The sequence below is a fragment of the Evansella tamaricis genome (assembly GCF_019042215.1).
In the GTDB taxonomy this organism is placed as follows: domain Bacteria; phylum Bacillota; class Bacilli; order Bacillales; family Salisediminibacteriaceae; genus Evansella; species Evansella tamaricis.
This window is the reverse complement of sequence record NZ_JAHQCS010000174.1, coordinates 19,192-44,599: the sequence shown is the minus strand read 5'-3', so window position 1 is coordinate 44,599 and position 25,408 is coordinate 19,192. Positions and strand designations below refer to the sequence as shown.

Genomic DNA, 25,408 nt, shown 5'->3' with positions numbered 1-25,408 from the left:
CTTTGGTATTTGTATCAGTTTTTCATTTTTGGATCTAAGGCATCCCTTAATCCATCTCCAATCATATTAAAACCTAATACTACGAGCATGATGGAGACACCTGGGAATAGAACCGTCCAAGGGGCGGATTGAATATATTGTCTAGAATCAGAAAGCATTTTTCCCCACTCTGGTGTTGGTGCCTGTGCACCTAAACCTAAGAACCCGAGTGCCGCTGCTTCCAGAATTGCAGTACCAAAGCTAAGGGTAGCTTGAACAATAATAGGGGCAACACTATTAGGAAGTACATGATGGAAAAGAATTCTTCCATTCTTCATTCCTTGCGCTTTGGCAGCCAAAATATACTCTTCTTGTCTAATTGATATAACCTTTGAACGGACCAAACGGCCAAAAATAGGGATATTGATTATGGCTATGGCAATTAAAGCATTTTGTAATGACGGTCCAAGAATTGCTACGATAGCAATCGCAAGTAAAATACTCGGAAACGCAAGCATAATATCAAAGATTCGAGAGATTAGCATATCCACCCATTTACCGAAAAATCCGGCAACAATTCCTAATAATGTCCCAAACACTAATGCTCCAGTTACTGCAAAGAATCCTACCATCAAAGAAATTCTTGCTCCATAAACTATTCTTGTAAACGTATCCCGTCCCAAATCATCCGTTCCAAACCAATGGTCTGCAGACGGACCAGTTAGACGAGGACCAGCATTTATTGTATTAAATGCATACGGTGTTAATAATGGTGCAATGATGGCTACTAAAATGAAGAACGTGATAATGACAATTCCCACAATTGCTAATTTATTTTTCCTTAGCTGCCAATAGGCTTCTTTCCAAGGGGAAACAGATTCATTTTTAGTGATATCTGGTTCTTGGTTTTCAGGTCCTGGCATAGGTTCTTTATTTGTTGAAGTTACAGTTTCCATGTGATGTCCCCCCTCCTAGTATTTAATCCGAGGATCGATGTAACTGTAGAGTAAATCGACAATTAAATTAATAATGACAAACATAAAAGCAATGACGAGAATTCCTGACTGAATTACTGGATAATCACGAGTACCAATAGCCTCATAAACGTAACGTCCTATTCCAGGCCAACTAAATATGGTCTCAGTAAGAATAGCTCCCCCAAGAAGTGTACCAGTTTGAAGCCCGACTACAGTGAGAACTGGTATAACCGCATTTTTAAAACCATGACGGTAAATAACAGATAGTGGTCTGGAACCTTTTGCTTCAATGGTTCGGATATAATCGGAACGTAAAACCTCTAACATACTTGACCTTGTCATTCTGGCGATGATAGCCATTGGAATGGTTCCTAAAGCAATTCCAGGAAGAACAAGGTGTTTAAAGCTTGTCCATAATTGGTCTGTCCGTCCATTTATAATGGAATCGATAATATACAGGTGTGTCGTTGTTTCCACTGGATCCCTCGGATTTCCCCTTCCGAATGCAGGTAACCAGCCAAGTTCTTGTGCAAAAATCCATTGTTGCATAAGACCAAGCCAAAAGATGGGCATGGATACACCAATAAGTGCAATGATCATAGATAAGTAATCGAACCAGGAATTTTGTTTCCAGGCACTGATAATTCCAGCATTGACCCCTACGATAATTGCAAAAATCATTGCGAACATTGTTAATTCTATCGTTGCAGCTAAATGGGGCCAAATTTCTGTAGAGATAGCTCTATTTGTTCTTAAAGATGTACCAAGATCCCCTTTTAGAAGATCAAAAACATAACTGAAATATTGAACATAGAAAGGACGGTTTAGTCCTAACTGTTCTTCTAAATTCGCTATAGCTGTTGCTGTGGCTTGATCCCCTAAAATGATTCTTGCAGGGTTCCCCGGAATGAAGTGAATAATAGCAAAGGTTACTATAGACATTCCAACTAAAACGGGAATAAGCATCAATAATCTTCGAATTGTATAAGCGATCATAGAGTTCACCTCTAGCTTCCATTTACATATGTATTACTTTAAAGAATGAAGGCGGTCTTACAAGGAATTTGTTAATAGTTGATTAAGCGAGTACATGAAGTGAAAAAAGATATTTCACTAAACCAAGATTATAAACTAGTAAAAAATGAGGGCAGGAGAGAAAGTGATTATTAAAATCATTTCCTCATGCACTGCCCTCATCAGGCTGATTAAATTAATAGTTTTAAAAGATAAATTTAATAGTTATTACTCAGCTAACTCAACAAACGTTAAAGGTTCACTTGTTGATAAGTGAGGAACATAATTTTTCACGCGGTCACTACCAGCAAGAACTGGAATGGAATGTACCAATGTAATCATTGGAGTATCCTCATGAATGATTGCGAGAGCTTCTTCATAAAGTGCTGCACGCTCCCCTTCATCAACCGTTGTTCTAGCTTCTGCTAATAATGCATCCACATCTGCGTTAGAGTAGAATGTGGAGTTACTGTCAGGAATTCCTTGTGTACCAAGTAAATTTCCTAAGAAATAGTCGGAATCTCCATTAGTACCAGACCATCCAAGCATAAATACATCTTGAGAACCGGCGGAAACTTCATCTAAATAAGTTGCCCACTCCATCGTAACGATGTTAGCTGTTAATCCGATATCAGCGAAGTTAGCTTGTAATACTTCCGCTGCTCTTTCTGCATCAGGCATATATGGTCGTGCAACAGGCATAGCCCATAGATCAAACTCAAATCCATCTTCAAATCCAGCTTCTGCTAAAAGTTCTCTAGCTAATTCAGGATTATACTCATATGGCGTTAAAGAATCGTTGTAACCAAGGTAAGCTGGTGGAAGCGGGTTTTTAGCAGGTTCTGCTAATCCAGCGTATAGAAGAGAAATTAATCCTTCTTTATCTACCGCATGGTGCATTGCTTTTCGAACTAATACATTATCAAATGGTTCTCTCTCTAAGTTAAAACCAAGGTAACCAAAGTTGTTTGTTTCACGCTCGAATGCCTGTAATCCAGCTTCGTTTTGAATTGTTTCATAGTCATCTGGATTTAATCCATCCATGATGTCAATTTCTCCAGCACGTAAAGCAGTTAAACGTGCAGAGTTATCAGGGATAACTTGGAAAATAACGCGATCAAGTTTTGGATAACCTTCCATCCAGTAATCTTCAAATTTGTCTAGAGTGATGTTGTCATCTTTCGTCCAGCTAACGAACTTAAATGGACCTGTTCCTACTGGGTTTTCATTAATTGCTGGACCATGTTCAGCTAATGCTGCAGGAGATGTAATGGCAAAATAGCTCATTGCCACGTTTTGTAAAAATGCACCAAAAGGTTCTTTTAATACAAATTCAATTTCATAATCGTTGATAATGTTGATTTCATCAATGATATGACCTTCGTCTCCTTTAAAGCCACCAAATTGGTTTCCATAAACACTGTAAGCATAGCCATCATCTGTGAATGCAAATTCATGAGATGGATCAGACCAACGCTCATAGTTTGTTAATACAGCTTCTGCATTGAAGTCCGTTCCGTCATGGAATTTTACACCTTCACGTAATTTGAAAGTATACGTTACATTATCATCAGCAACTTCCCAGCTTTCAGCAAGACTAGGTTCTACTTCAAATGAGTTTTCATTAAATCTCAATAGAGATTCGTAGATTTGTAGAGTAATACGGGAAGATTCTCCATCTTGAGTACTAGCGAAGTCAAGACTTTGAGAGTCCCCACCACGGGCATAAATTAATGTGCCACCAGATGTGCTTTCTTCTGCAGCATCTCCGTCGTCTCCATCAGCGTCTCCACCATCATCTGTGTCTGTTACGTCTTCATCGTCTGTGTCTCCACTATCACTAGGCTCGTCGTCGCCGCCACATGCAGCCATAAATACAACAAGTACTAATGACAGAAGAAGTAATAAAAGACTTTTCTTCATTCTGTTTCCCCCTTAATTATTTGCGTAGTAGATTATAAAACTTGTAGTTTGTCACTCATCTAAGTTAATTATTTTCATTAACTTCGTAAAGATGACAAGCTACAAAGTGGCTATCAGATATTTCTTGAAACTCTGGACGTACCGTCTTGCAAATATCCATACAGTCTGGGCAACGAGTATGAAAAGCGCACCCAGAAGGGGGATTTGACGGACTTGGAACATCCCCTTGTAAAATTATCCTCTCCTGTTTCACATCAGGATCTGGATTAGGGACAGCTGATAATAACGATTTTGTGTAGGGATGAAGAGGATTGTCATATAGCTCTTCATTACTCGTTAACTCTACCATACGGCCTAAGTACATTACTCCGATTCGGTGACTGATATGTTTGACCACACTAAGATCGTGGGCAATGAATAAGTAGGTTAGTTTGAATTTTTCCTGAAGATCTTCCATTAAATTTAAGATTTGAGATTGAATGGAAACATCCAGAGCAGAAACTGGCTCATCACAAACAATTAATCTAGGGTTAACGATTAAGGCACGGGCAATTCCAATTCGTTGCCTTTGTCCCCCACTGAATTGGTGAGGATACCTAGAGGCATGATCGCCAGGCAATCCAACAATTTCCAGAATTTCTTTTACCTTCTTACGACGTTCCTCTTTGTCACCAATTCCATGTACAAGGAGTGGCTCACCGAGGATTTTCTCAATTTTATGTCTCGGATTTAAAGATGCATATGGGTCCTGGAATATAATTTGCATATCACGGCGCATTTTCCGCATCTCTTCATCAGTAAGTTTTGTAATATCTTTTCCGTCGAAGATGACTTCCCCTTCAGTAGGTTCTGTGAGACGGAGTAACGTTTTTCCAGTTGTGGATTTACCACAACCAGATTCCCCCACAATTCCTAATACTTCCCCTTCATAAACGGAAAAGGAAACATCATCTACAGCCTTGACTTCCCCTACTTTTCTCGAAAGGATTCCACCAGTAACATCAAAATACTTTTTTAAGTTCCTAACTTCAAGTAATGGTTTAGACATGGAGAGCCTCCCCTTCCTTTTGATAGAGGAAGCAGCGGCAAGTATGTCCCTCGTTTAAAGTAAGTAGTTCAGGGTCTTCTTTGTAACAACGATCGAATACTTGGTCACATCGGGCTGCAAATCGGCACCCCTCTGTAATGGAACCAGGCTTTGGTACGTTTCCAGGTATAGAGTAGAGACGGCTTTCCCGCTCATGCATTTTTGGCAAAGAACGGATTAACCCTTGAGTATAAGGGTGCTGAGGAGATTTTAAAATGGTGCGAACATCCCCTTCTTCCACTACTTTACCTGCGTACATAACGACGACTCTGTCACACATTTCTGCAACGACACCAAGGTCATGAGTAATCATCATTATTGCCGTACCTTTTTCACGATTAAGCTTCTTCATCAATTCCAAAATCTGTGCTTGTATCGTAACATCTAATGCAGTTGTTGGTTCATCTGCAATGAGTACTTCCGGATCACAGGCCATTGCAATAGCAATCATTACACGCTGGCGCATCCCACCGGAAAGTTGGTGTGGGTATTCATCCACAATCTCTTCGGCCCTAGGAATACCCACAAGTTTGATTAAATCGATTGCTTTTGTTCGGGCAGCTTTTTTGGAAATACGCTGATGGTTTTTAATCACTTCAATGATTTGGAATCCAATAGTAAAAAGAGGGTCTAAAGAAGTCATTGGCTCCTGAAAAATCATTGCGATCTGATTCCCTCGTATTTGGCGCATCCGCTTCTTGCTTACTTTTACTAGATCTTCTTCATTGTTGTTTCCAGAGAGTTGCCGAAAAAGGATTTCCCCACCAACAATTTTACCTGGAGGATTCGGCACAAGCCCCATTACAGATAATGAGGTTACACTTTTACCACAACCTGATTCCCCAACGATACCAAGAACTTCTCCTTCGTTAATATAAAAGCTAACATCGTCAACAGCTGGAATTTCGCCACGGTCTGTAAAAAAGTGTGTTTTTAAGTGATTAACTTCTAGAACTGGTTTTTTCATAAGAACCTCCAGAATTAGTTATTAAGGAGTGTATCATGCAAAATTCCTTTATAAATATTCATTTTTAATAGTATGTAAAGCACGTTCGTTATATTGTTCAGAAATTTTAGCGTTAATAGAAAATTACTATATTTCAAAAAATAAATCAATACAATTTTAAAAATTTTGAAATAATTCCGTAACCTATGTGAAATGAAGACAGGCATTTTAACTAGATAAAGTGGTGAAATGGTGCAATATAAGAAAAAACTCATATTCGTTCTGATGTTTCCACAATTTTCAACAAAATCATTTTTTATTCTTAATACAAAACAATTCATATTGTCATAAAATCTTCCCTCCATTTTTCTAATATTTTTGAAGATACATTTAAAATTTAAGGCTTTAAACCATTAAATAAAGGTGGATAAATTTTATATTTGAAAAATAATTAGAAAAAATTAGAAAAAATGATTGGAGTTTCGATTGACATCGAATTAGTGTTTCACTTATAATTCAATCAAGAGATTTGATAGGAATCGAAACTCCCATTCGATCGAGAGGTGCAAGCATGGGTAAAGTGGAGAATTTTACATTTGTTTCAACACCAGTTGTGGATTTACTCGTAAGTATGTTGATGGTTGTCAATCATGAACGGATTTCTTCTGAAGAAGATATGGAGCACAAAGAACTGTATTCGGTGGAGATTAAGGAATGGGTAAGAAAAACGAGGGAACAGCTGCCGAAAGATATGTTGGAGGAACTGCAAATATTTTTTAATTATGAAAGTTACTTTGGTATTACTCTTGTCCCGTTAATTATTAATGAAAAAGTTTATGCAGATATTCATACATTTTTAAGCTTCTTGCATCAACTAAATGATGAGGACTTATACTTTGCCTTCACTCATACAGGATATGGTCCAGAGAAAGAACGGATGATTGATTTTAAAGATCCAAACGAGGTCATTTCATTTTTAAAAGAACTGAATCTTCCTGAGCAGGAAAAGTGGAAACTAAGTTATTTGATCTTTGATGGGGAACGGACAAAAACCAGGTTGATTAAACTAATTGAGCGATTTTACTATCAGTATTATCAACCGATGGAAAAATTTTCAAACTCAAAGCAACTTGATCATGCGGGATTACTCGAAGGGGAACTGAACCAAGGAAATGATACGTATTTTCGGGAACTTTTATCCCAACATGGTATTGAATGGTCTAAGACGAAAGATATTCACTTCTTTGTTTCTTATTTTTTTGACACATCCATTTTATTTGCTGATGTCCACAAAAATAATATGGATATTACAGCATTTATATTAGGAACAAATCATTACAATGTATTTAATGTTGGTAGGGGTGAAAAGGAAACATTAGAAGCAATAAGAATAATTACGGATGAGAAACGGTTTAAAGTGTTGCAATTGTTAAAGGTTCGTCCGTTATATGGTTACGAACTAGCCCAAGAATTAGGAGTATCTAATTCCACAGTTTCCCATCATTTGTCCACGTTAGTAAAGCAACATCTCGTGCGATCGATTCGCAGAGAAAATAAAGTTTACTTTGAAGTAAATCGCGATGAAATTCAAAATATTTTAAGGCAGTTAGAAAAAATGTTAACGGAATAGGGAACTATTCCGTTAATCTCTAGAAGGACTTTCGATGTTTGTTGGAAGTGTGTTTCAGTTAGTATGAAGAGAGGGTGATTAGGATGTCTGAAGTAACAGTGGCACTGGATAAAAGGGTTCAAAAAGTTCCGAAGACTCCATCTGTGTTTAAGGAATACCGTTTTGTGTTGTTATTTTTAACATTGTTAGTTTCTAGTTTTAGTGTTTCGTTTTTCTCCCTTGCAACAAACTGGTATGTTGTTAATTTTCTTGGATTAGAAGCAATGCTTGGGATCGTCATGTTTGCTTCCTCTGTTCCTAGGTTGGTTTTTATGCTTATTGGCGGTGTCATTGCAGACCGGGTTAGTAAAGCGTGGGTCATGTTTATATCAGACTTTACTAAAGGTGTCCTTTTAGTAGGTATTATCGCCTTGTTAATGTTCGACCTTCTTGCTATTTGGCCACTAATTGTACTGGCATTTATCTTCGGATTACTGGATGCCTTTTTCTGGCCTGCCAGCAGTGCTATTCTACCGGAAACCGTGAAGGAAGAACAGTTGACTCGTGCAAATTCGGTTTTGAATATGACACGTCAGGCATCCATGATTGTTGGTCCGCTGCTTGCTGGAATCATGCTTGCCATAGGAGGATACGTTCTGATTTTTGGAATTACAGCAGCAACACTTCTCATTGCAGGAATTATTGATTTAATGATGAAACGGAACATGCCTAAGGAGGAGAGAGATTCTAAACAAAGTAAACTAGGATTAAATGGTGGTGGAATGTTTGCCTCCATTAAAGAAGGGTTTCTTTATGTTAAAAATAGTTCTTTCCTATTAGCATTAATGTTATCTGCTGTATTTTTAAATCTCCTCTTCTCGGGACCGTTTATGTTAGGACTTCCCATTTTTGCGACGCATGTACTAGAGGGTACAGAAGTAACCTACAGTTTTTTAAGTGGCGGAATTGCAGGGGGAATGGTGTTAGGAAGTATACTGGTAGGGGTGTTAAATATTAAAAAGAAGCGTGGGGTTTTTTCCATCGCAGGAATACTAGCTCTGGCTATTTTTTGTTTAGCATTTAGTTTATCTTCATCTTTTTACTTAAATATGGCATTCGTCATATTAATTGGAGCGGCATCCAGTGTAGCCAATATCCCATTACTTGCAGTCATTCAACACCACACAGAAAAAGAGTATTTAGGAAGGGTAATGAGCTTCATTTCCTTCTCTGCCATGGGATTAATGCCCATATCCTTCTTGTTTACTACCTTATTGTTGGCGTTGAGTATCTCGATTGATGTCATTATGTTAGTTAGCGCATCTGCGTTAATCATGGTTAGTACAATGATCATCTGGAAAGGAAAAGGTCTCCGGATGGTTGACTAATTAATCGATTGTTTGACATTGAAAAAATAAAACGTTACGTCTGGTGAATCTTTTGAATTGGATTAATAATAGATAGTAAAAAACGTTTCCTTGTGGAGACGTTTTTTTAGAAGGAATCATAAATTATAAGTTTTGACACCTTCGGGCATGCCACAGGACGTGGCGTTTTGCCCGATGAACGGATAGACAACGTAGCGGTTGCTAGTAGAGGAAGAGGTACTGCCCACCGTTCGCGCTCAAAGAGTAATCCTTCATGAATAAGCTTCGATCGGTGTCGACGGATACTATTCTATGAAAAGACACATAGGTGCTTGCGAAGCAATGAAGATGTTTGTGTGTTGTGTTATAAGTCACTTATGATAAAATGGTGGAAATTATTCCTGTTGAGAAGCAAGTGATTTGTGCGATCCCATGTAAACGTGTTGTGATCGACAGTCCGTTGCATTTTGTCAAAGGGTAATTGCATTCTAAAAATATAGTATGATATGTCGTATAGAAAAAATGTAAGCAGTTACATAAGAGGAGAGACTACAATGTCGAGGTGTGTCATGGATCAAAGAGAAAGTTTTACACCATATATTTCACATAACCGTAATGAGTGGGCAGCACTCCGTTCATCGACACCAATGACGATGACAGAGAAGGATGTACAAGAATTAAAAGGGTTAAATGAAGTATTAAGCTTAGAGGAAGTGGAGGATATTTATCTTCCCTTATCCCGTTTGTTATACCTTCATGCCCGATCCACCCGTGAGTTATATGAAATGAGAAATGAGTTTTTAAAAACGAAGGTTGGTAAGGTCCCATTTGTAATCGGAATTGCAGGGAGTGTGGCTGTAGGAAAAAGCACATTTGCACGTGTTTTAAAAACGTTAATTTCCAGATGGCCGGACAATCCAAAAGTGGAACTATTAACGACAGATGGATTTTTGTATCCCAATAGGGAACTAGAAGAACGTGGCATTATGGATAAAAAGGGTTTTCCAGAGAGTTATAATATTGCCAAGTTATTGCATGTACTGTCGGAATTGAAATCAGGAGTGGGAGAAGTATCTGTGCCTGTCTACTCTCACATTACGTATGATATTGTTCCGGACGAGAATCAGCGAATTATGAGTCCAGACATTTTGATAGTGGAAGGAATTAATGTGCTCCAGCCACCAAAGGTTTCTGAGGGGAAACGAATGGATCAATTATCGGTATCCGATTTTTTTGATTTCTCCATATATGTGGATGCGGATGATAATAATATTTTTGAATGGTATGTACAACGGTTTAAGATTTTAAAGGAAACGGCATTCCGACATGAAGATTCATATTTTAAGAAGTTTGCTGGAATCAGTGATCTGGAAGCGTTTGAAGTTGCAAAAGGGATCTGGGATAGGATTAACAAAGTAAACTTGTATGAAAATATTTTGCCAACGAGATCACGGGCTGATTTAATTTTGTATAAAGGGAATAATCATCTCGTGAATCGGATTATGATGCGTAAAATATAGAAATAAAGGGGGAATCTTGATGAGCCGTTTGTCTTGTCACGGAGGAACTTCCATTTATATATCACCATTAGGAGATCGAGCTGTACGATTGGAATTTGGTACAGAAATTTCAGAACAGATTAACGATCTTGTCCATCGGGCTGCTTTTTTCATAAGGGAAAAGCAGCCTGTTTTTGGAGTGGAGGAAATTGTTCCAGCCTATTCAAGTCTTACCTTGTTTTATAATCCATTGGTAGTCTTGTATGAAGATGTGGTGTTTGAGATCGAAGTTTGTCTCAAAGAGCTAATAGAACGGAAGGAGATGAAACGTGAATTCAAAGGCGGAGTGGAACTGAGCCGCAGGTTAATTACCATACCTGTGTTATATGGCGGGGAAGTGGGGCCTGACCTTCAGGAAGTCGCCTCCTTAAACGGAATAACAGCTAAGGAAGTAGTTGAACTTCACTCTAAGCCAATATACCGTGTGTTTATGATGGGTTTTGCTCCTGGATTTCCTTATTTAGGGGGCATGTCCGAGAAAATAGCCACTCCTCGAAGGAAGGAACCTCGTGTACATGTTGAAGCAGGCTCTGTTGGGATTGCCGGTTCACAGACAGGAGTTTACTCTGTTGGAAGTCCTGGCGGGTGGCAGATTATTGGCAAAACACCTGTTCCATTGTTTGATCCATATGTGGTGAATAAGGATCCCGTGTTATTTCATGCAGGGGATATGATTCAGTTCATCGAAATAAATAAGGTGGAATATAATAAGATTTTCAAAGAAATAGAGGCTGGGATATATCCTATAGATATCGTGTCTTATCCAGGGGGGGAGGGAAAACGTGACTTGGACGGTAGATGTGAACAGTGATTTAGGAGAGGACTTTGGGATCTATAAAATTGGTCAAGATGAGGATGTCATTACGTACATCTCTTCTGCAAATATTGCATGTGGATATCACGCCGGTGACCATAATGTCATGCACCACACCGTAAAACTTGCAGTAGAAAATAACGTTGGAATTGGAGCACATCCAGGTTTTCAGGATTTACAAGGATTTGGACGCCGGGTAATGGATGTTACCCCGGAAGATGTTTATAATATGGTTGTATATCAAACAAGCGCTCTTCAAGGGTTTGCAGCACTCTACGGCCAAGATCTCCAACATGTAAAACCCCATGGGGCTTTATATAATATGGCTGCGAAAGACCGTTCAGTAGCTGATGCAGTTGCCCGTGCTGTTTTGGATGCGAGTAAAGGATTTGGAAAGGTTCCTGGTTCTGGACCGGTTCTGTACGCTTTGGCAGGTAGTCAACTGGTGAAGTCCGGTCATTATGTAGGAGTAAAAGTAGTGGAAGAAGTTTTTGTTGATCGAACATATGAACCCGATGGAACACTCACCCCAAGGTCAAAGCCAGGGTCCGTCATCAAGGATATTAATCATGGGGTTATACAGGCAGTTCGAATGGTAAAGGATGGTCTTGTTACTGCAACGGATGGCACGGATATTTCCATTCAGGCAGATACCATTTGTGTTCATGGGGATGGACCTCACGCCTTGCAGTTTGTACGAGAGCTCCGAAAAACATTTGCAGAATTAGGGATTAACGTACAGAAACCTGGAGGAAATTGACCGAATGAAAATGTTTGAAGTAGTAGATCCAGGTTTACATACGACAATTCAAGATCTTGGAAGAACAGGGTTTCAGCATGTTGGTATTTCTCCCGCAGGGGCGATGGATGATTTTGCATTCCAACTTGGGAATCTCTTGCTCGGAAATGAGCGTAATGCTGCTGGTCTAGAGATGACAATGTTGGGCCCTAGTCTTAGAGCATTACAGTCCTCCATTATTGTTCTAAGTGGTGCAGATTTAACACCGACGATAGACGGCAAAGAGATCCCCATGTGGCGACCTGTGATGGTCCTTAAGGGACAACTATTATGCTTTGAAAGACCACGGTATGGTGCTAGAACGTATTTAACCATCCTTGGGGGAATTCAAGTTCCTATTGTCCTGGGGAGCAAGTCAACATATGTAAAAGGGAAGTTTGGAGGAATGGAAGGGCGGGCATTGGAGGAGGGCGATGTCATTGAAGGGGAGGATTCATTAAGATCATCCACCATTAGTGAGATTTGGGGAAAACTTCGTAAACTTCAATTGTCAGCGTCAGTTATTCCGAACTATCCTTTAGTGGGAAGGATTAGAGTAATATCGGGGCCTCAGGATCACTTTTTTATGAAAGAAACGCTAGACGTATTTTATCGGAGCCGATTTAAGATAACTAATCAATCGGACCGCATGGGATACCGGCTCCAAGCTTTCAAAGTGACTAGAGATTCACTCCCGGTGAGCCTTTCCATTCCTTATAAGGAAAATCGGGAAATGCTGACAGATATTGTCACGAAAGGTTCCATTCAAGTACCTGGTAATGGGAAACCAATACTATTGATGGCTGATAGGCAAACATCGGGGGGATATCCGAAGATTGCAAATGTTATTTCTGTTGACCTTTGGAAGGTGGCACAACTCCTCCCAGGACAAGAGATTCATTTTGAAAAAACGAGTGTGGAAGCGGCTCAACAGGAATTTAGAAAACGGGAATACCTTTTTCAACAAATAGAAATCTATTTAAGGCTGCAGAGACAGATGACAGGTGGAAAGATAAACTGATATAAAACCATTTTGAAAGGAGTTTCGTAATAATGAAAAAACCTATTCACACAAAACATGCTCCGGAGGCAATCGGACCATATTCACAAGCTGTAATCGTGGGGGACTTCGTCTATTCTTCTGGACAAATTGGTCTAGATCCAGAGACAATGGAAATGGAAAAAGGCTTAGTAAACCAGACCGAAAGGGTGTTTAACAATCTTCGCGCTGTTCTGGAGGCATCTGGATGTACGTTAAACGATGTTGTAAAAGCGACGGTATTTATGAAAGATATGGATGATTTTGCTAAAGTAAATGAAATTTATGCGAGCCAATTTGAAGAACCGTTTCCCGCCCGAAGTGCTGTGGAAGTGGCGCGCCTTCCGAAAGATGCATTAGTGGAAATTGAGGTTATCGCAAAGAAACACTAAAACTCCTACCTATATGGGAGCGGATCTTTATCTTATCTTCTTACACTACTTTAAAGACTTTACAAAACGTTAAATAAGGAATACAATGGTGTCGTAAATATTTTCCAAGGAGGGTTGTATATGCGTAACGTAAATAGTATTTTCTCATATGCTCAGTTAATTGTATATGCACAGCCCGTGGAGACTGAAAGTGTAATATAAGTTAAGCATTCCTGTTTTTTTGGAAGTGTTTGTTTTTGACCTCTAAAAAAAGTTAGAACAACCATGGGCTGTGGTAGCTCATGGTTTTTTTGTCATGGTGAAAATGTCTACTTACAATACGCAAGAGGTATCTGGAAGAGACGATCAACTAACTTTTTAGGAGGAACTAAAATTGACACTAGAAATGTATGGATGGAATGAAGAATGGGCTGAAAAAGCAGCACCCTATTTTTCCGAAGAAAAAAGACGAATCGCCGGTCGCGTGACACAAGAACATAAAGGAATGTACCATGTTTGGACAGAAGAGGGTACGCTCCTTGGTGAGGTGTCTGGGAAATACCGGTTCGAAGCAATAGAGCGAGGGGATTATCCAGCAGTTGGAGATTGGGTAGTTTTGGAAGGTAGGATTCAGGAAGGCAGAGGTACGATCTACCATTTACTTCCGAGAAAAAGTTGTTTTTCGAGAAAAGCAGCGGGATTAACGACGGATGAGCAAATTGTTGCTGCAAATGTGGACACGATTTTTCTCGTTATGGCATTGAACCAAGACTTTAATATCCGGAGACTGGAACGCTATTTAACAATGGCATGGGAAAGTGGATCAAATCCTGTCATTATTTTGAGTAAGGCAGATTTATGTGAAGACGTGGATGAAAAATTGGCAGAGGTGAATGGGGTTTCCTTTGGAGTTCCTGTGCATGTGGTAAGTGCAGTAGAGAATGAGGGTGCTGGCATAACAGAATTAATGGATTTGTATGTAATGAGAGGAAAGACAGTGGCTCTTCTCGGATCATCAGGTGTGGGGAAGTCCACATTAATCAATGTATTTATGGGAGAAGAAGTTCAGGTGGTTCAGGATATTCGAGAAGATGACTCCAAAGGTCGTCACACAACCACTCATCGTGAGTTGTTCCTGATGCCTGAGGGAGGAGTATTAATTGATACCCCTGGAATGAGGGAGCTCCAGCTTTGGGAATCGGAAGTGGGATTTAAGAATAGCTTTGAAGATATTGAAAATCTTTCCCTTTTATGCCGGTTCCGGGATTGTAAACATAGCAGTGAACCAGGTTGTGCAGTTGAACAGGCAATAGAGGATGGGGAGTTGGAAAGGTCCCGTTTCAACAGCTATATCAAATTGTTAAAAGAGTTAGCATTTTTGGAGCGAAAGGCTAGTGTGAAAGCGCAACTTGTGGAAAAACAAAAGGGAAAACAGCTCACTAAATGGGTGAGAGCAAAGAAAAAGAGTTAAAAAATGTGTGTGTATGAAGATGATAGGGAAGGAAAAGGGACTCTAGAAAAACAAGGTTTGGTTGATCCTTCGGAAATAAAGATCATACAACAAATGAATTGATTGGTAATGAAAATAGCCTCAAATGAAGGATAGATTCTATCTTACGTTTGGGGCATTGTTATGTCATTTGGAATCTGAGCATTAGGAGAAACATAGTATGAAATGGAAAGTGTGGCAAGTGATACAAGTGTGACAAGTGAGACAATGGGAATGGGATTGGAAGATGGATAGGGTACGGATAGATAGAAGGATAGGGAAAGGGATAGGGTTAGGGATTCAATGGTGTCAGAAAAAAGTATTATCATAAAAGGGGCGAACAACATGAGGAAAAACATATTTAGTGTAGTCCTGGCAGCTGTTGTTGTCATTGTGTTTATGATTGTTTTTCGGGAACCACAGGAGGAAGCGTCTGTTTTTGAGGGGAAAAGTGCTTTGGAACTAGAAAGGGAAGTGGAACAGTTAAAAGAGGAACTTGCTTTTTATAAAAATACTATTGAGTCCTCACATGACTTTAATAATGAAGATGTGGCACGGTCCTTTACTATTGTCTCCTCTTTTTTAAGGAGTAACAGTTTTGAAGAGGTGCAAGGATATTTTTCAGATTCCGTTACCTTTGCTGAAACTGGAGATCGTCATATTATTTCCTTTTCTGAAGATGACTTGTATGAATGGACACCTTATCCTAGTTTGGAATTAATGGATTTCGCTGTAGAAGGGGATGGCATCATCCTTTATTTTGAGGAAGAATTGCCAGAGGAGTATATTTATCATTGGAGTATTCGTTTGGAGGAAGAGGAGGATTGGAAAATCAACTGGATTACTATTGATTTTGATAACCCAATTTTTGCAAATCCGTAATGGCGAGTGGAGTGAATGATGAGGGCCTTTAGTAATAGTGGAACCAAAACTATGGCCGCCTGTCATTCTATCAACTTGAACGGTAAATAAGTGAAGAGGTTCACCAATAAAATAAGAAAGTGGATTAATTTAATTATGCTAAAATAGGGAGAAATGGAGCATTATATTTTTATTTTTCCCAGGAGTGATAGTATGTTCAAAAAAGTTATTAGTAGCATCAGAGAAGTGGGTTGGATAAAGTTTATTTTAATAGTTTTGGGTTCAGTGGCTGGTATGATAGTGTTATTAATTACACTTACTTTTTTCCTCCTTTTATTTATGGATCGGTTTGATAATCGTTACGTGGATAGTAGTATTCATGTAAAAGAGGTGTCTCCGTGGAAGTGTGACATGGAAGCCGAGATGGGAGCATAACAAAAAATTTCCACTAGAGTTTATTTGTTTTTTCACAGATCTCCATACGAAGGGGAATATTCCATGCCCCACCCTTTTTTCCTTGTTATAGATAATATTTATCCCCCGTTATTTTTCCCCCTTGTAATCTCCCAAATTTCCTTTAGGACAGGCATTTCCTCCATTTCCCCTTCCGTTACTTCACTCCAGATAATTCCGGAAGGTTTTTCATAAGGAGAATTTGTTTTAAAGAGTTCTTTTTCTGTAGCGATCCAGTCTACTGTAAGGTCGTAGTCATCTTTTGGTAAGTCATCCTCTACTAATTGGACGGAATGGATCGTTCCAATGATAGGGATGGGCGGATTCCCCAGTTCACGAATAATGGCATATTCCCGATCGGCATAACCCTCCCCTTTTCCTAGTCGTCGGCCATCCTGATGTAAGGCTACGGAACCCACAAATAGCAGGTCAATGATTGGAAGTTTTTTTAATGGAATGACTTTACCGTATTGATTGATGTGTTTAAGACTTGCCGCTTTCTTTTCTTCTCCAGGAGGGATTGTTGCGGGATCTACTTTAATGAAACCATCTTTTAGTCGCGGAGTAGGTACGAGTAATGTTTTCCCGTCCTTTAATACTTGCGCCCTAATTGGTAGCATTGGTGAATCTGGATTTACTTTCACGACTTTTGCTTGTATGTATTCTTCCATGCCAAATACAAGTTGAGCAGCCTTTTCTGCCCCTTTAAAGTTCGGAATTCTCCCTTTAATAGGAAAAGGAAATCTGGCAACCTTTTTCTCCATCATGTTTTCCCAAACCTTTTCCCGGATTTCCTGTTTTGAACTATTACCCATTGAATAATCACCTCTTCATTCATATTATAGACAAGGACCTGGTCCCGCACAATTTTGTGACTTTTCACAGAATTGTCGGGGACCAGGTCCTTGACATATGTATGACGGAATCCGCGTCAAAATCCACGTTCATCGAAGTGGAGTATGAGGTGTGGAGTACGCAGGTGTATTTAAATCAGCGCCAGGTCTCGCCTCACCTTGAGTTCTGAAAATTATGAATAGAAAAATAAAAATGAAACTGATTTGTAACTCCCCCAAGTTAGACTAACATCACTTGGAAAATCCAAGTTTGAGTAAAGAGGAGATTGAAAGGGGAGAAACAAACGTGAAAAGGGGTATTAAATCATTTTTGTTTTTATTGATGTCATTATTTTTTGTGTTGTTGGTAGCTTGTGGTGATGATGATGCAGATACGGACGCTGCACCAGAGGACACGGACACTGGAGGAGAAACTGCAGATAGTGAGAGCGGTGACGACGAAGGGGATAGTGGTGATGATGGTGATGTAGCGGAAGCCACTGGTGACCCCATTAAAATTGGAATTCTTACTTCACAAACTGGGGTATTGGAAGCATACGGACAACAGATGATTAAAGGATTTGAAATAGGTCTGGACTATGCCACTGATGGAACAGGGGCAGTAAATGGAAGACCGATTGAAGTCATTATTCGTGATACACAAACAGATCCTCAAGTTGCTGTTCAACAAGCTACAGAGCTTTATGAAAACGAAGAGATTGATATCCTCGTTGGGGCAGCGAGTAGTGGAGATACACTTGCAGTCCTTCCTTTAGCGGAAGTTTATGAGCGAATTATGATTGTTGAGCCAGCAGTAGCAGATGCCATAACAGGTTCGGAATGGAATCCTTATATTTTCCGTACGGGACGAAACTCATCTCAGGATGCTGTTGCCGGTGCCGCGGCAATTGCCGGTGAAGGGACAGATATTGCAGTCCTCGCACCAAATTATGCTTTCGGACTAGATGGGGCAGCAGCGTTTAAAGAAGCGGCGGAAGCCCTTGGGGCAAATATTGTACTCGAGGAATTCCCGGCACAAGATGCGACGGATTTTACAGCAAACATTCAACGTATCATTGATGCTGATCCAGAATATCTTTTTGTCATTTGGTCAGGAGCGAATTCCCCATGGCAAGCACTTCAGGACATGGGTGTTCAAGACCGGGGTATTACCATCTCAACAGGTGCTCCAGACATTGCAGCCCTCTATACGATGGACGATTTAATTGGAATGGAAGGATTTTCTGTTTATCACTATACACTTCCAGATAACCCAGTGAATGATTATCTTGTGGAAGAACATATGGCTAGACATGACGGGGAAGTTCCTGATTTATTTACAGCAGGTGGTATGGCAAGTGCGATCGCCGCAGTGGAAGCGCTAACAAATACAGATGGTGATGCGAGTGCTGATGCTCTAAGGGATGCGATGAAGGGAATGACGTTCGACTCACCAAAAGGGCCAATGACATTCCGTCCAGATGATCATCAAGCACTGCAATCTCTGTTTTCCATTCGCCTAGAGGAACATCCGGATTATGATTATCCGCTACCTGTATTAATTAGAGAACTATCACCAGAGGAAACAGCACCACCGATTTTAAACTAATAGATTTGAATTAGCTTTTTACAATATGAAAAGTGTCACAGAAATGTCGGGGACCAGGTCCCGTACAAATTACGCACAATTTGTTAACAGAATTGTGCGGGACCAGGTCCCCTATTACTTGAGAGAGGGGGACCCTCATGGATACTTCTGCATCTGTAAAGTCCACAGATTCCTTGCAAGGGGATGAAAGGAACAGCGAACGTAATAAAATTATCGAAACGGTAAAATTAACAAAATCCTTTGGGGGGCACACGGCGGTCAGTGACGTGTCCCTTAGCATATTTGATAAAGAATTGAAGTCCATTATCGGACCAAATGGTGCCGGGAAGACCACCTTTTTTAACTTGCTGTCGGGCCAGATGAAACCAACTTCCGGTGAAATCTTTTATAAAGGCAATGAAATACAAAATCTGCCTCCCCATAAGCGTACAAAATTGGGTATCGGAAGGTCGTTTCAGATAACCAATGTTTTTCCCACATTAACGGTTCTGGAAAATGTCCGTCTTGCGGTCCAGGCGAAACATAATATCCATTACTCCATGTTCCGCCATTATAAGTATTACAAACACTTAGAGGAAGAAGCGTATCAATCCCTCGAAAAAGTAAAACTGGAACCAAAAGCGGAGCATTTGGCCTCTTCCTTAGCCCATGGTGAAAAACGAAAATTAGAAATTGCGATTCTTCTATCTCTTGACACTCAACTCCTGTTATTGGATGAACCCACAGCAGGAATGTCAGTGGATGAAGTACCTCAAATCATCGAGGTAATCGAAAGCATTAGAGATCAGCGGGACAGGACGATTATACTCATTGAACATAAAATTGACCTTGTGAAACATTTATCGGACACCATCGCAGTACTTTTCCACGGCAAAAAGCTGGCCGATGGATCTCCGGAAGAGATCATGAATAATGACCAAGTCCAATCCGCTTATTTAGGAGGGCTATATAACGATGCTGAAGATTAAAGATCTCCATACACATATTGAACAGTTTCACATTCTCCAAGGGGTAAACTTGGAGGTGCCCGAAGGCAGTGTAACAGTAGTTCTTGGAAGGAACGGAGCAGGGAAAACAACGACGATTCGCTCTGTCATGGGCTTTTATCCAAATGTAAAAGGGGATATCCTCTTTCAGGATCAATCGATTTTACAACAACCTCCGTATACTATTGCCAAACATGGAATCGGGTACGTTCCAGAGGATCAAGATATCTTTGCCGGATTAACAGTGGAGGAAAACATGCGTGTGGCTATGCGAAAAGAGGATGATAAAACTAGGGAGCGCCAAGAGTGGCTTCTGGACCTCTTCCCTGATCTTAAGTTGGCCTGGAAAAGAAAAGGGGGACATCTTTCCGGGGGACAAAAGCAAATGCTCTCCATAGCAAGGGCCCTTGTCAATGACACCCCTCTCCTCTTAGTGGATGAACCATCCAAAGGATTAGCACCAATCATGGTAGAGAAAGTGATGGAGGCTATGAATGTCATACGGGAGACCACTACCATCCTTTTAGTGGAGCAAAACTTTATCATGGCAAGTCAACTTGGGGATTATTTCTATATGATTGATGATGGTCAGACCGTTTTCGAAGGGGAAATGAAACTCCTTCAGGAAGACGAGGGACTGCGTAAAAAATACTTAGGAATTGCCTAAGTGCTCCACTTTCATGGATTCGAGAGTAGCTATTTTATTTTTCCGCCAACATTAACTATTGTCAGTTTCAAGGTTTATAAGACTCAGGAGGTGAAAGCAAACGATGGAGCTCCATTTAACCCTCGTTTTTAACGGATTAGCAACAGGAATGCTTATCTTCTTACTGGCAGCAGGACTGTCTCTCATATTCGGCTTAATGTCAGTGCTGAACTTTGCCCACGGTGCTCTTTTTATGTTTGGCGCCTATATGGGAACGTGGGTGTATATACTCATAGGTGGCTGGGATTCCAATCTAGGGAATTTAAACTTCTTTATAGGAATGGCAGCAGCTGCAGGGATCGGAATTGTTTTAGGTTATTTAGTGGAACGATTTACCGTGAGACAGGTGTATGGAAATCACCTGCGGCAGATCTTGATTACCACAGGTGTCATGTTAGTGGTTGGGGAACTGGTTAAAGTCTTCTGGGGCCCGAATGTTATCAGGGTCGTACAACCGGAATTTTTAACTGGATATTTTGCAGTTGGAGATGTCCGACTTACCTACTATCGCGTCTTTATAATTATTTTTAGTACCGTCATTTTAGCCCTTCTTTTATTTATGCTCAAAAAATCGAAGCTTGGGATCGTTGTTCGAGCCGGTGTAGAGAATAGCGAAATGATTCAAGCTCTCGGGATAAACGTAAGAAAAGTATTCACGCTTGTCTTTATTTTTGGAACAATGCTTGCCTGCATAGGGGGATTCATGTGGGGACCTTATCAGGGACAGGTGAACCCGGCAATGGGTCTCGACCTCATGCTAATTGCCTTTATCGTCGTTGCCATCGGGGGCTTAGGAAGTGTGGCAGGGTCTGCCATCGCGGCGGTGCTTGTTGGACTATCTGAGGCGTACATGGCTTACTATTTTCCACCGGGATCACTTGCAGTTAACATGCTGATCATGGCAGCAGTATTACTCATTCGACCGACAGGACTATTCGGAGCAACGAGGTGATAAAGATGAATATAAAAAAAATGTACTCGAAATCAGAAGCTGTTGCAGGCGGAGGAACATCTGGAGCTGGAACAGAAACACCAAAAGGGAACAGAGCGGGAACTTCTAAACCGATGAAAAATCCATTCCAATCCATGACATGGCAGAAGGCAGCATGGATCATAAGTCTGCTGATTCTATTTGCAGTTCCCATTTTAGTATCAAAGAACAGCACACTGTTTATGCTCACCAACATCTTTATCTGGGCTGTATTTGCCATGAGTTATAATTTGTTGCTTGGATACACAGGTATTATCTCCTTTGGTCATGCCATGTTTTTCGGTATTGGGGCGTATTGCTTCGCATTAATGGCACGCCACATCCCCCAAGGGGAACTGGGTTTTTTATTTGCATTTGGGTTAACGGTGGTTATTTGTTTCCTGTTGAGTTTAGTCGTAGGACTGTTGTCCCTTCGATTGCGGGATACATTTTATGCCCTCATTACACTGGCTGTGGCAACTATTTTCGTCATCATTGCTGAGCAGTGGCGGACGATGACAATGGGAAACGATGGATTTAATTTCACAGCCATGCTCTCAAGGGATTTATTTGGCTTTATTGACTTGCTAGATCGACAACATGTTTATTATATTGCTTTAATTTTTCTGGTTTCCATGTTCGTGGTCTTGAAACGGTTTATTGATTCACCGGTGGGAAGGACCCTTCAGGCCATCCGGGATAATGAGGATCGTGTATCCTCCCTTGGCTTTGCTGTACTGAACTATAAGCTCATTTCCAATATTATCGCGGGAGTAATGGCCGGTTTGGCAGGTGTAGTTTATGCCATCTCGATCCGGTTTGTCAGCCCTGACAGTGTTCTAGGGGTGGAAAATACCATCGATGTTCTATTAATGACAGTGATAGGCGGAGTAGGAACAATGCTTGGTCCAATAATCGGTGCCGGTGTTGTGGAAGTTTCCTCCCATTATTTAATGGGTCTATCTCATATTCATCCTATTTTCGAACGATGGGTTATCCTTTTCGGAATTGTATTTATTCTAATCATCTTATTTTTCCCAGCTGGAATTGTTGGAACCATCAACCAGAAGCTTCGGGGGAAAAAGAAGGAAGGTGCTTCCTAATGAACGACTTCATTTCCTCCTATGTTATTCGAATTATTCGGACAGAATCGAATCATAATGGAGACAGTTATCGCATTAAGTTAAGTCATGTCCAAAGCGGAGAAGAAACATATCTCCACTCCTTTGATGAAGTAAGGGACTATCTGGAGGCATCCGTTTCAAAAAGCAGTAAAGAATTCGGTCATAGTCCGAAATAACTAACCAATACAGCAACACTCCACAAGATTTTTACCAAAAGGAGGGGGAAAGGCATGCCAAAAGCAAACCCAAACCCTGCAACAACAACATCATCCAAAGCGGAACGGACCGATAAAACTGAGCAAGATAAACCACTGTTTCAGCAGCCAGTGGGAATAAGGGCAGTGGCCACCTACTTACCAGAAAATCGATTACAGGCAGAAGAGATTGCCGAAAAAGCAGACCTTCCCGTCTTCGTAGTAAAGGAAAAATTAGGGATTCATACATTGGCAGTTCCAGGGGATTCCAAAGGAGATCATCCAGTCGCCATGGGCGTTGCGGCAGCAAAAAGAGCTCTCCAAAAAGCAGAACTGGAACCTTCCCAAATTGATCTTATTCTATATGTTGGAGAGGAATATAAAGAATATCCCGTCTGGACAGCAGCAACAGAAATTCAACAGCAATTACAGGCAGTTAATGCCTGGGGATTCGATGTTGCCATGCGCTGTGGAACTAGTGTGATGGCCATGAATGTGGCAAAATCCCTCATGCTCACGGATTCCCGTATTAAAACGGTTCTATTGGCGGGAGGATACCGGAATGGGGACTTGATCGACTTCCACAATACCCGTACTAGATTCATGTACAATCTGGCATGCGGGGGAGGGGCATGCATTCTGCAACGGAATCATACTGAAAATGTATTATTAGAAACGGAAATTATCAGTGATGGGAGATTCTCAAGGGACGTTATTGTTAAAAACGGAGGCAGCCTCCATCCATCGGATCGAATGACGTTGGATGTCACGGATCCAGAGGGAATGAAACAACGCTTAGAAGAGGTGTCCATGGATAACTTCCTAAAAGTCGTGCGTACATCTCTGGAACGGAGTGGTTATAAGGAAGAACAGTTAGATTACCTCGCCATTTTGCATATGAAACGATCTGCACACGATTATGTTTTGAAGGAGTTAGGACTTAGGGAAGATCAGGCCATCTACTTAAGTGATATCGGTCATGTGGGACAGTTTGATCAATGGATATCACTGGAACGAGCGATCCATCAAAACAAACTCGCCGACGGATCGATCCTATCCATGGTGAGTGCAGGAATTGGCTATGCATGGGCTGCAAATACAATTCGATGGGGGAGAGAAGCTTGAATATAGAATGGAATTGGCTGAAAAAACGGGCACAATTGCACCCAACCAAAGCCGCCGTCATCGAAGGGGAGACGGGGGAACAATGGAATTATCAAGAATTATATCACCTGACAAGATCCACCGCAGTGATGCTGAAACAAAAGGGAATTTCCAGAGGAGACCGCGTCGCACTGCTTGCACCGAACGGCACCGCCTATTTAGCACTCCTTTTTGCTTGTCGGGAGCTAGCAGCAATCTTCGTTCCTTTAAACTGGCGACTTTCCCCGATAGAACTCCAGGGACTAGTTGACGATTCTAGACCATCACGCCTGTTTTTCGACCCGACCTTTGAGAAGTTGGCAGAAAAATTGGAAGGTGTACCGGTGGAAACGATAGATTTAAAGAAATGGAAAGGAACTTATGCTACTGGAAAAAGAGAGCAACTTTTTTCATCTCTGGAAGAAAGAACCGCGTCCTCAGGGTGGTTCACTGTGTCTGGACCCGGTTCGTCGTTAGACACCCCATGGTTGATGATTTATACAGGTGGGACAACCGGACAACCAAAAGGGGCTGTGCTCACATATCGATCTGTTTTTACAAACTCAATTAATACAGTTCTCACATGGGGCCTGTCCGAAAATGATATTACGATTACCATTTTACCTATGTTCCATACAGGGGGAATTAACGCCCTTACCATTCCAGTCCTCCATGCTGGGGGAACGGTAGTTTTGTACCGCCAATTTGAACCAGACACCATTGCAAAAGGAATTCTAACCTATAGATGTACAATCATATTAATGGTTCCAACCATGTATCGGAGTTTCATAGAAACAGAGGAATTTCAAATGGGGGAATTCCCTCATATGAATGTCTTTTTATCAGGTGGAGCACCATGCCCTGTAAGTATTTACGATGCTTTTTCCGCAAAAAGCTTACCGTTCAAAGAGGGATATGGCCTGACGGAAGCGGGGCCAAACAACTTCGTTATCAGCCCGGAAGTGGCAGAACGAAAACGGGGTTCTGTTGGTAAACCTATGTTGTTTAACGAAATAACCGTTAGGAATGAAGCGGGAAATGAAGTGCTCCCAGGTGAAATTGGAGAACTAGTGATTTATGGGGATCATCTTTTTGATCACTACTGGCAACGGTCAGACGAGACGGAGAAAGCAGTGCAAGGTGGTGGACTTCTCACAGGTGATCTAGCTTATCAAGATGAGGATGGGGATTATTATATTCTGGGCAGGAAAAAAGAGATGCTCATTACAGGTGGGGAAAATGTTTATCCACTTGAGGTGGAAAATGTTCTTGCAGCTTACCCTAACTTGTTAGAAACTGCTGTCGTGGGGATTCCAGATGAACAGTGGGGAGAACGGGTAGTGGCCGTTGTTGCTGTTCAAAAACGGATAAGGAGGGACCCAAACTGGGAAGGGGAACTCAAAAGCCAGTTAAAAGCCTTCTGCAGAGAAAAGTTGGCTGGATATAAAATTCCAAAGGAAATTTATATTTTTGATGTACTTCCGAAAACCCATGTTGGAAAAATCGATAAAAAGTCAATAGTAGACAAAATAATGCAAAAAAAACAGGTTCATTAAGCTGACTGAATTTTGTTAATA

24 protein-coding genes are annotated in these 25,408 nt (G+C 40.8%); 18 read left to right on the top strand and 6 right to left on the bottom strand.

The window, feature by feature from the left end; all coding sequences use genetic code 11:
• Positions 1 to 14: 14 nt before the first annotated feature.
• From KS419_RS21745 to KS419_RS21725, 5 genes are all read right to left on the bottom strand, one after another.
• The gene (locus KS419_RS21745) at positions 15 to 902 is read right to left on the bottom strand and encodes an ABC transporter permease (protein WP_246594523.1); all 888 of its coding nucleotides are present in this window, start codon (positions 900 to 902) and stop codon (positions 15 to 17) included.
• Positions 903 to 950: 48 nt separating this feature from the next.
• On the bottom strand, positions 951 to 1,952 hold the full coding sequence (locus tag KS419_RS21740) for an ABC transporter permease (protein ID WP_217068875.1): 1,002 nt from the start codon (positions 1,950 to 1,952) through the stop codon (positions 951 to 953).
• A 246-nt stretch (positions 1,953 to 2,198) separates the two neighbouring features.
• Entirely contained in the window at positions 2,199 to 3,893 is a 1,695-nt protein-coding gene (locus KS419_RS21735) for an ABC transporter substrate-binding protein (RefSeq protein ID WP_217068873.1), read from the bottom strand.
• Between the two features lie 64 nt (positions 3,894 to 3,957).
• Entirely contained in the window at positions 3,958 to 4,941 is a 984-nt protein-coding gene (locus KS419_RS21730) for an ABC transporter ATP-binding protein (RefSeq protein ID WP_217068871.1), read from the bottom strand.
• Positions 4,934 to 5,947, bottom strand: coding sequence for an ABC transporter ATP-binding protein (locus KS419_RS21725; protein ID WP_217068869.1), 1,014 nt, complete (start codon positions 5,945 to 5,947; stop codon positions 4,934 to 4,936). The genes KS419_RS21730 and KS419_RS21725 overlap by 8 nt, the downstream gene beginning before the upstream one ends.
• A gap of 550 nt (positions 5,948 to 6,497) precedes the next feature.
• Between KS419_RS21725 and KS419_RS21720 the strand changes: the two genes are divergently transcribed.
• The 10 genes from KS419_RS21720 (at position 6,498) to KS419_RS21675 (ending at position 16,248) form a co-directional block, all read left to right on the top strand.
• Positions 6,498 to 7,556 carry an ArsR/SmtB family transcription factor gene (locus KS419_RS21720; RefSeq protein ID WP_217068867.1) on the top strand — a complete coding sequence of 353 codons (1,059 nt, stop codon included), beginning with the start codon at positions 6,498 to 6,500 and terminating at the stop codon, positions 7,554 to 7,556.
• Between the two features lie 83 nt (positions 7,557 to 7,639).
• Positions 7,640 to 8,923, top strand: a complete 1,284-nt coding sequence (locus tag KS419_RS21715) for an MFS transporter (protein WP_217068864.1) — start codon at positions 7,640 to 7,642, stop codon at positions 8,921 to 8,923.
• Positions 8,924 to 9,456: 533 nt separating this feature from the next.
• Positions 9,457 to 10,422, top strand: coding sequence for a type I pantothenate kinase (gene coaA, locus KS419_RS21710; RefSeq protein WP_246594485.1), 966 nt, complete (start codon positions 9,457 to 9,459; stop codon positions 10,420 to 10,422).
• A gap of 19 nt (positions 10,423 to 10,441) precedes the next feature.
• A complete protein-coding gene (gene pxpB, locus KS419_RS21705) occupies positions 10,442 to 11,272 on the top strand; it encodes a 5-oxoprolinase subunit PxpB (protein ID WP_217068862.1) in 831 nt (276 codons plus the stop codon).
• Positions 11,244 to 12,035 carry a LamB/YcsF family protein gene (locus KS419_RS21700; protein WP_217068860.1) on the top strand — a complete coding sequence of 264 codons (792 nt, stop codon included), beginning with the start codon at positions 11,244 to 11,246 and terminating at the stop codon, positions 12,033 to 12,035. Before pxpB ends, KS419_RS21700 begins: the two co-directional genes overlap by 29 nt.
• A 4-nt stretch (positions 12,036 to 12,039) precedes the next feature.
• On the top strand, positions 12,040 to 13,074 hold the full coding sequence (locus tag KS419_RS21695) for a 5-oxoprolinase subunit C family protein (protein WP_217068858.1): 1,035 nt from the start codon (positions 12,040 to 12,042) through the stop codon (positions 13,072 to 13,074).
• A gap of 32 nt (positions 13,075 to 13,106) precedes the next feature.
• On the top strand, positions 13,107 to 13,484 hold the full coding sequence (locus KS419_RS21690) for a RidA family protein (protein ID WP_217068856.1): 378 nt from the start codon (positions 13,107 to 13,109) through the stop codon (positions 13,482 to 13,484).
• Positions 13,485 to 13,857: 373 nt separating this feature from the next.
• Positions 13,858 to 14,934, top strand: coding sequence for a ribosome small subunit-dependent GTPase A (gene rsgA / locus KS419_RS21685; protein ID WP_246594483.1), 1,077 nt, complete (start codon positions 13,858 to 13,860; stop codon positions 14,932 to 14,934).
• A 363-nt stretch (positions 14,935 to 15,297) separates the two neighbouring features.
• Positions 15,298 to 15,834, top strand: coding sequence for a hypothetical protein (locus KS419_RS21680; protein ID WP_217068855.1), 537 nt, complete (start codon positions 15,298 to 15,300; stop codon positions 15,832 to 15,834).
• Between the two features lie 192 nt (positions 15,835 to 16,026).
• Positions 16,027 to 16,248, top strand: a complete 222-nt coding sequence (locus KS419_RS21675) for a hypothetical protein (RefSeq protein WP_217068852.1) — start codon at positions 16,027 to 16,029, stop codon at positions 16,246 to 16,248.
• Positions 16,249 to 16,346: 98 nt separating this feature from the next.
• Here the strand turns inward: KS419_RS21675 and KS419_RS21670 are convergent, their stop codons facing one another.
• A complete protein-coding gene (locus tag KS419_RS21670; protein ID WP_217068850.1) occupies positions 16,347 to 17,081 on the bottom strand; it encodes a 5-formyltetrahydrofolate cyclo-ligase in 735 nt (244 codons plus the stop codon).
• Positions 17,082 to 17,406: 325 nt separating this feature from the next.
• Between KS419_RS21670 and KS419_RS21665 the strand changes: the two genes are divergently transcribed.
• From KS419_RS21665 to KS419_RS21630, 8 genes are all read left to right on the top strand, one after another.
• Positions 17,407 to 18,708 (top strand): substrate-binding domain-containing protein, encoded by a 1,302-nt coding sequence (locus KS419_RS21665; RefSeq protein ID WP_343215108.1) that lies wholly within the window; start codon positions 17,407 to 17,409, stop codon positions 18,706 to 18,708.
• Positions 18,709 to 18,845: 137 nt separating this feature from the next.
• On the top strand, positions 18,846 to 19,676 hold the full coding sequence (locus KS419_RS21660) for an ABC transporter ATP-binding protein (protein WP_217068849.1): 831 nt from the start codon (positions 18,846 to 18,848) through the stop codon (positions 19,674 to 19,676).
• Positions 19,663 to 20,361 carry an ABC transporter ATP-binding protein gene (locus KS419_RS21655; protein WP_217068847.1) on the top strand — a complete coding sequence of 233 codons (699 nt, stop codon included), beginning with the start codon at positions 19,663 to 19,665 and terminating at the stop codon, positions 20,359 to 20,361. The genes KS419_RS21660 and KS419_RS21655 overlap by 14 nt, the downstream gene beginning before the upstream one ends.
• A gap of 103 nt (positions 20,362 to 20,464) precedes the next feature.
• Positions 20,465 to 21,352, top strand: a complete 888-nt coding sequence (locus KS419_RS21650; RefSeq protein ID WP_217068845.1) for a branched-chain amino acid ABC transporter permease — start codon at positions 20,465 to 20,467, stop codon at positions 21,350 to 21,352.
• 5 nt (positions 21,353 to 21,357) lie between these two features.
• Entirely contained in the window at positions 21,358 to 22,473 is a 1,116-nt protein-coding gene (locus KS419_RS21645; protein WP_246594429.1) for a branched-chain amino acid ABC transporter permease, read from the top strand.
• Positions 22,473 to 22,670, top strand: a complete 198-nt coding sequence (locus KS419_RS21640) for a hypothetical protein (RefSeq protein WP_217068843.1) — start codon at positions 22,473 to 22,475, stop codon at positions 22,668 to 22,670. The genes KS419_RS21645 and KS419_RS21640 overlap by 1 nt, the downstream gene beginning before the upstream one ends.
• 54 nt (positions 22,671 to 22,724) lie before the next feature.
• Positions 22,725 to 23,813, top strand: a complete 1,089-nt coding sequence (locus KS419_RS21635; RefSeq protein ID WP_217068841.1) for a 3-oxoacyl-ACP synthase — start codon at positions 22,725 to 22,727, stop codon at positions 23,811 to 23,813.
• Positions 23,810 to 25,387 (top strand): AMP-binding protein, encoded by a 1,578-nt coding sequence (locus tag KS419_RS21630; RefSeq protein ID WP_217068839.1) that lies wholly within the window; start codon positions 23,810 to 23,812, stop codon positions 25,385 to 25,387. Before KS419_RS21635 ends, KS419_RS21630 begins: the two co-directional genes overlap by 4 nt.
• The last annotated feature ends 21 nt before the right edge of the window (positions 25,388 to 25,408 follow it).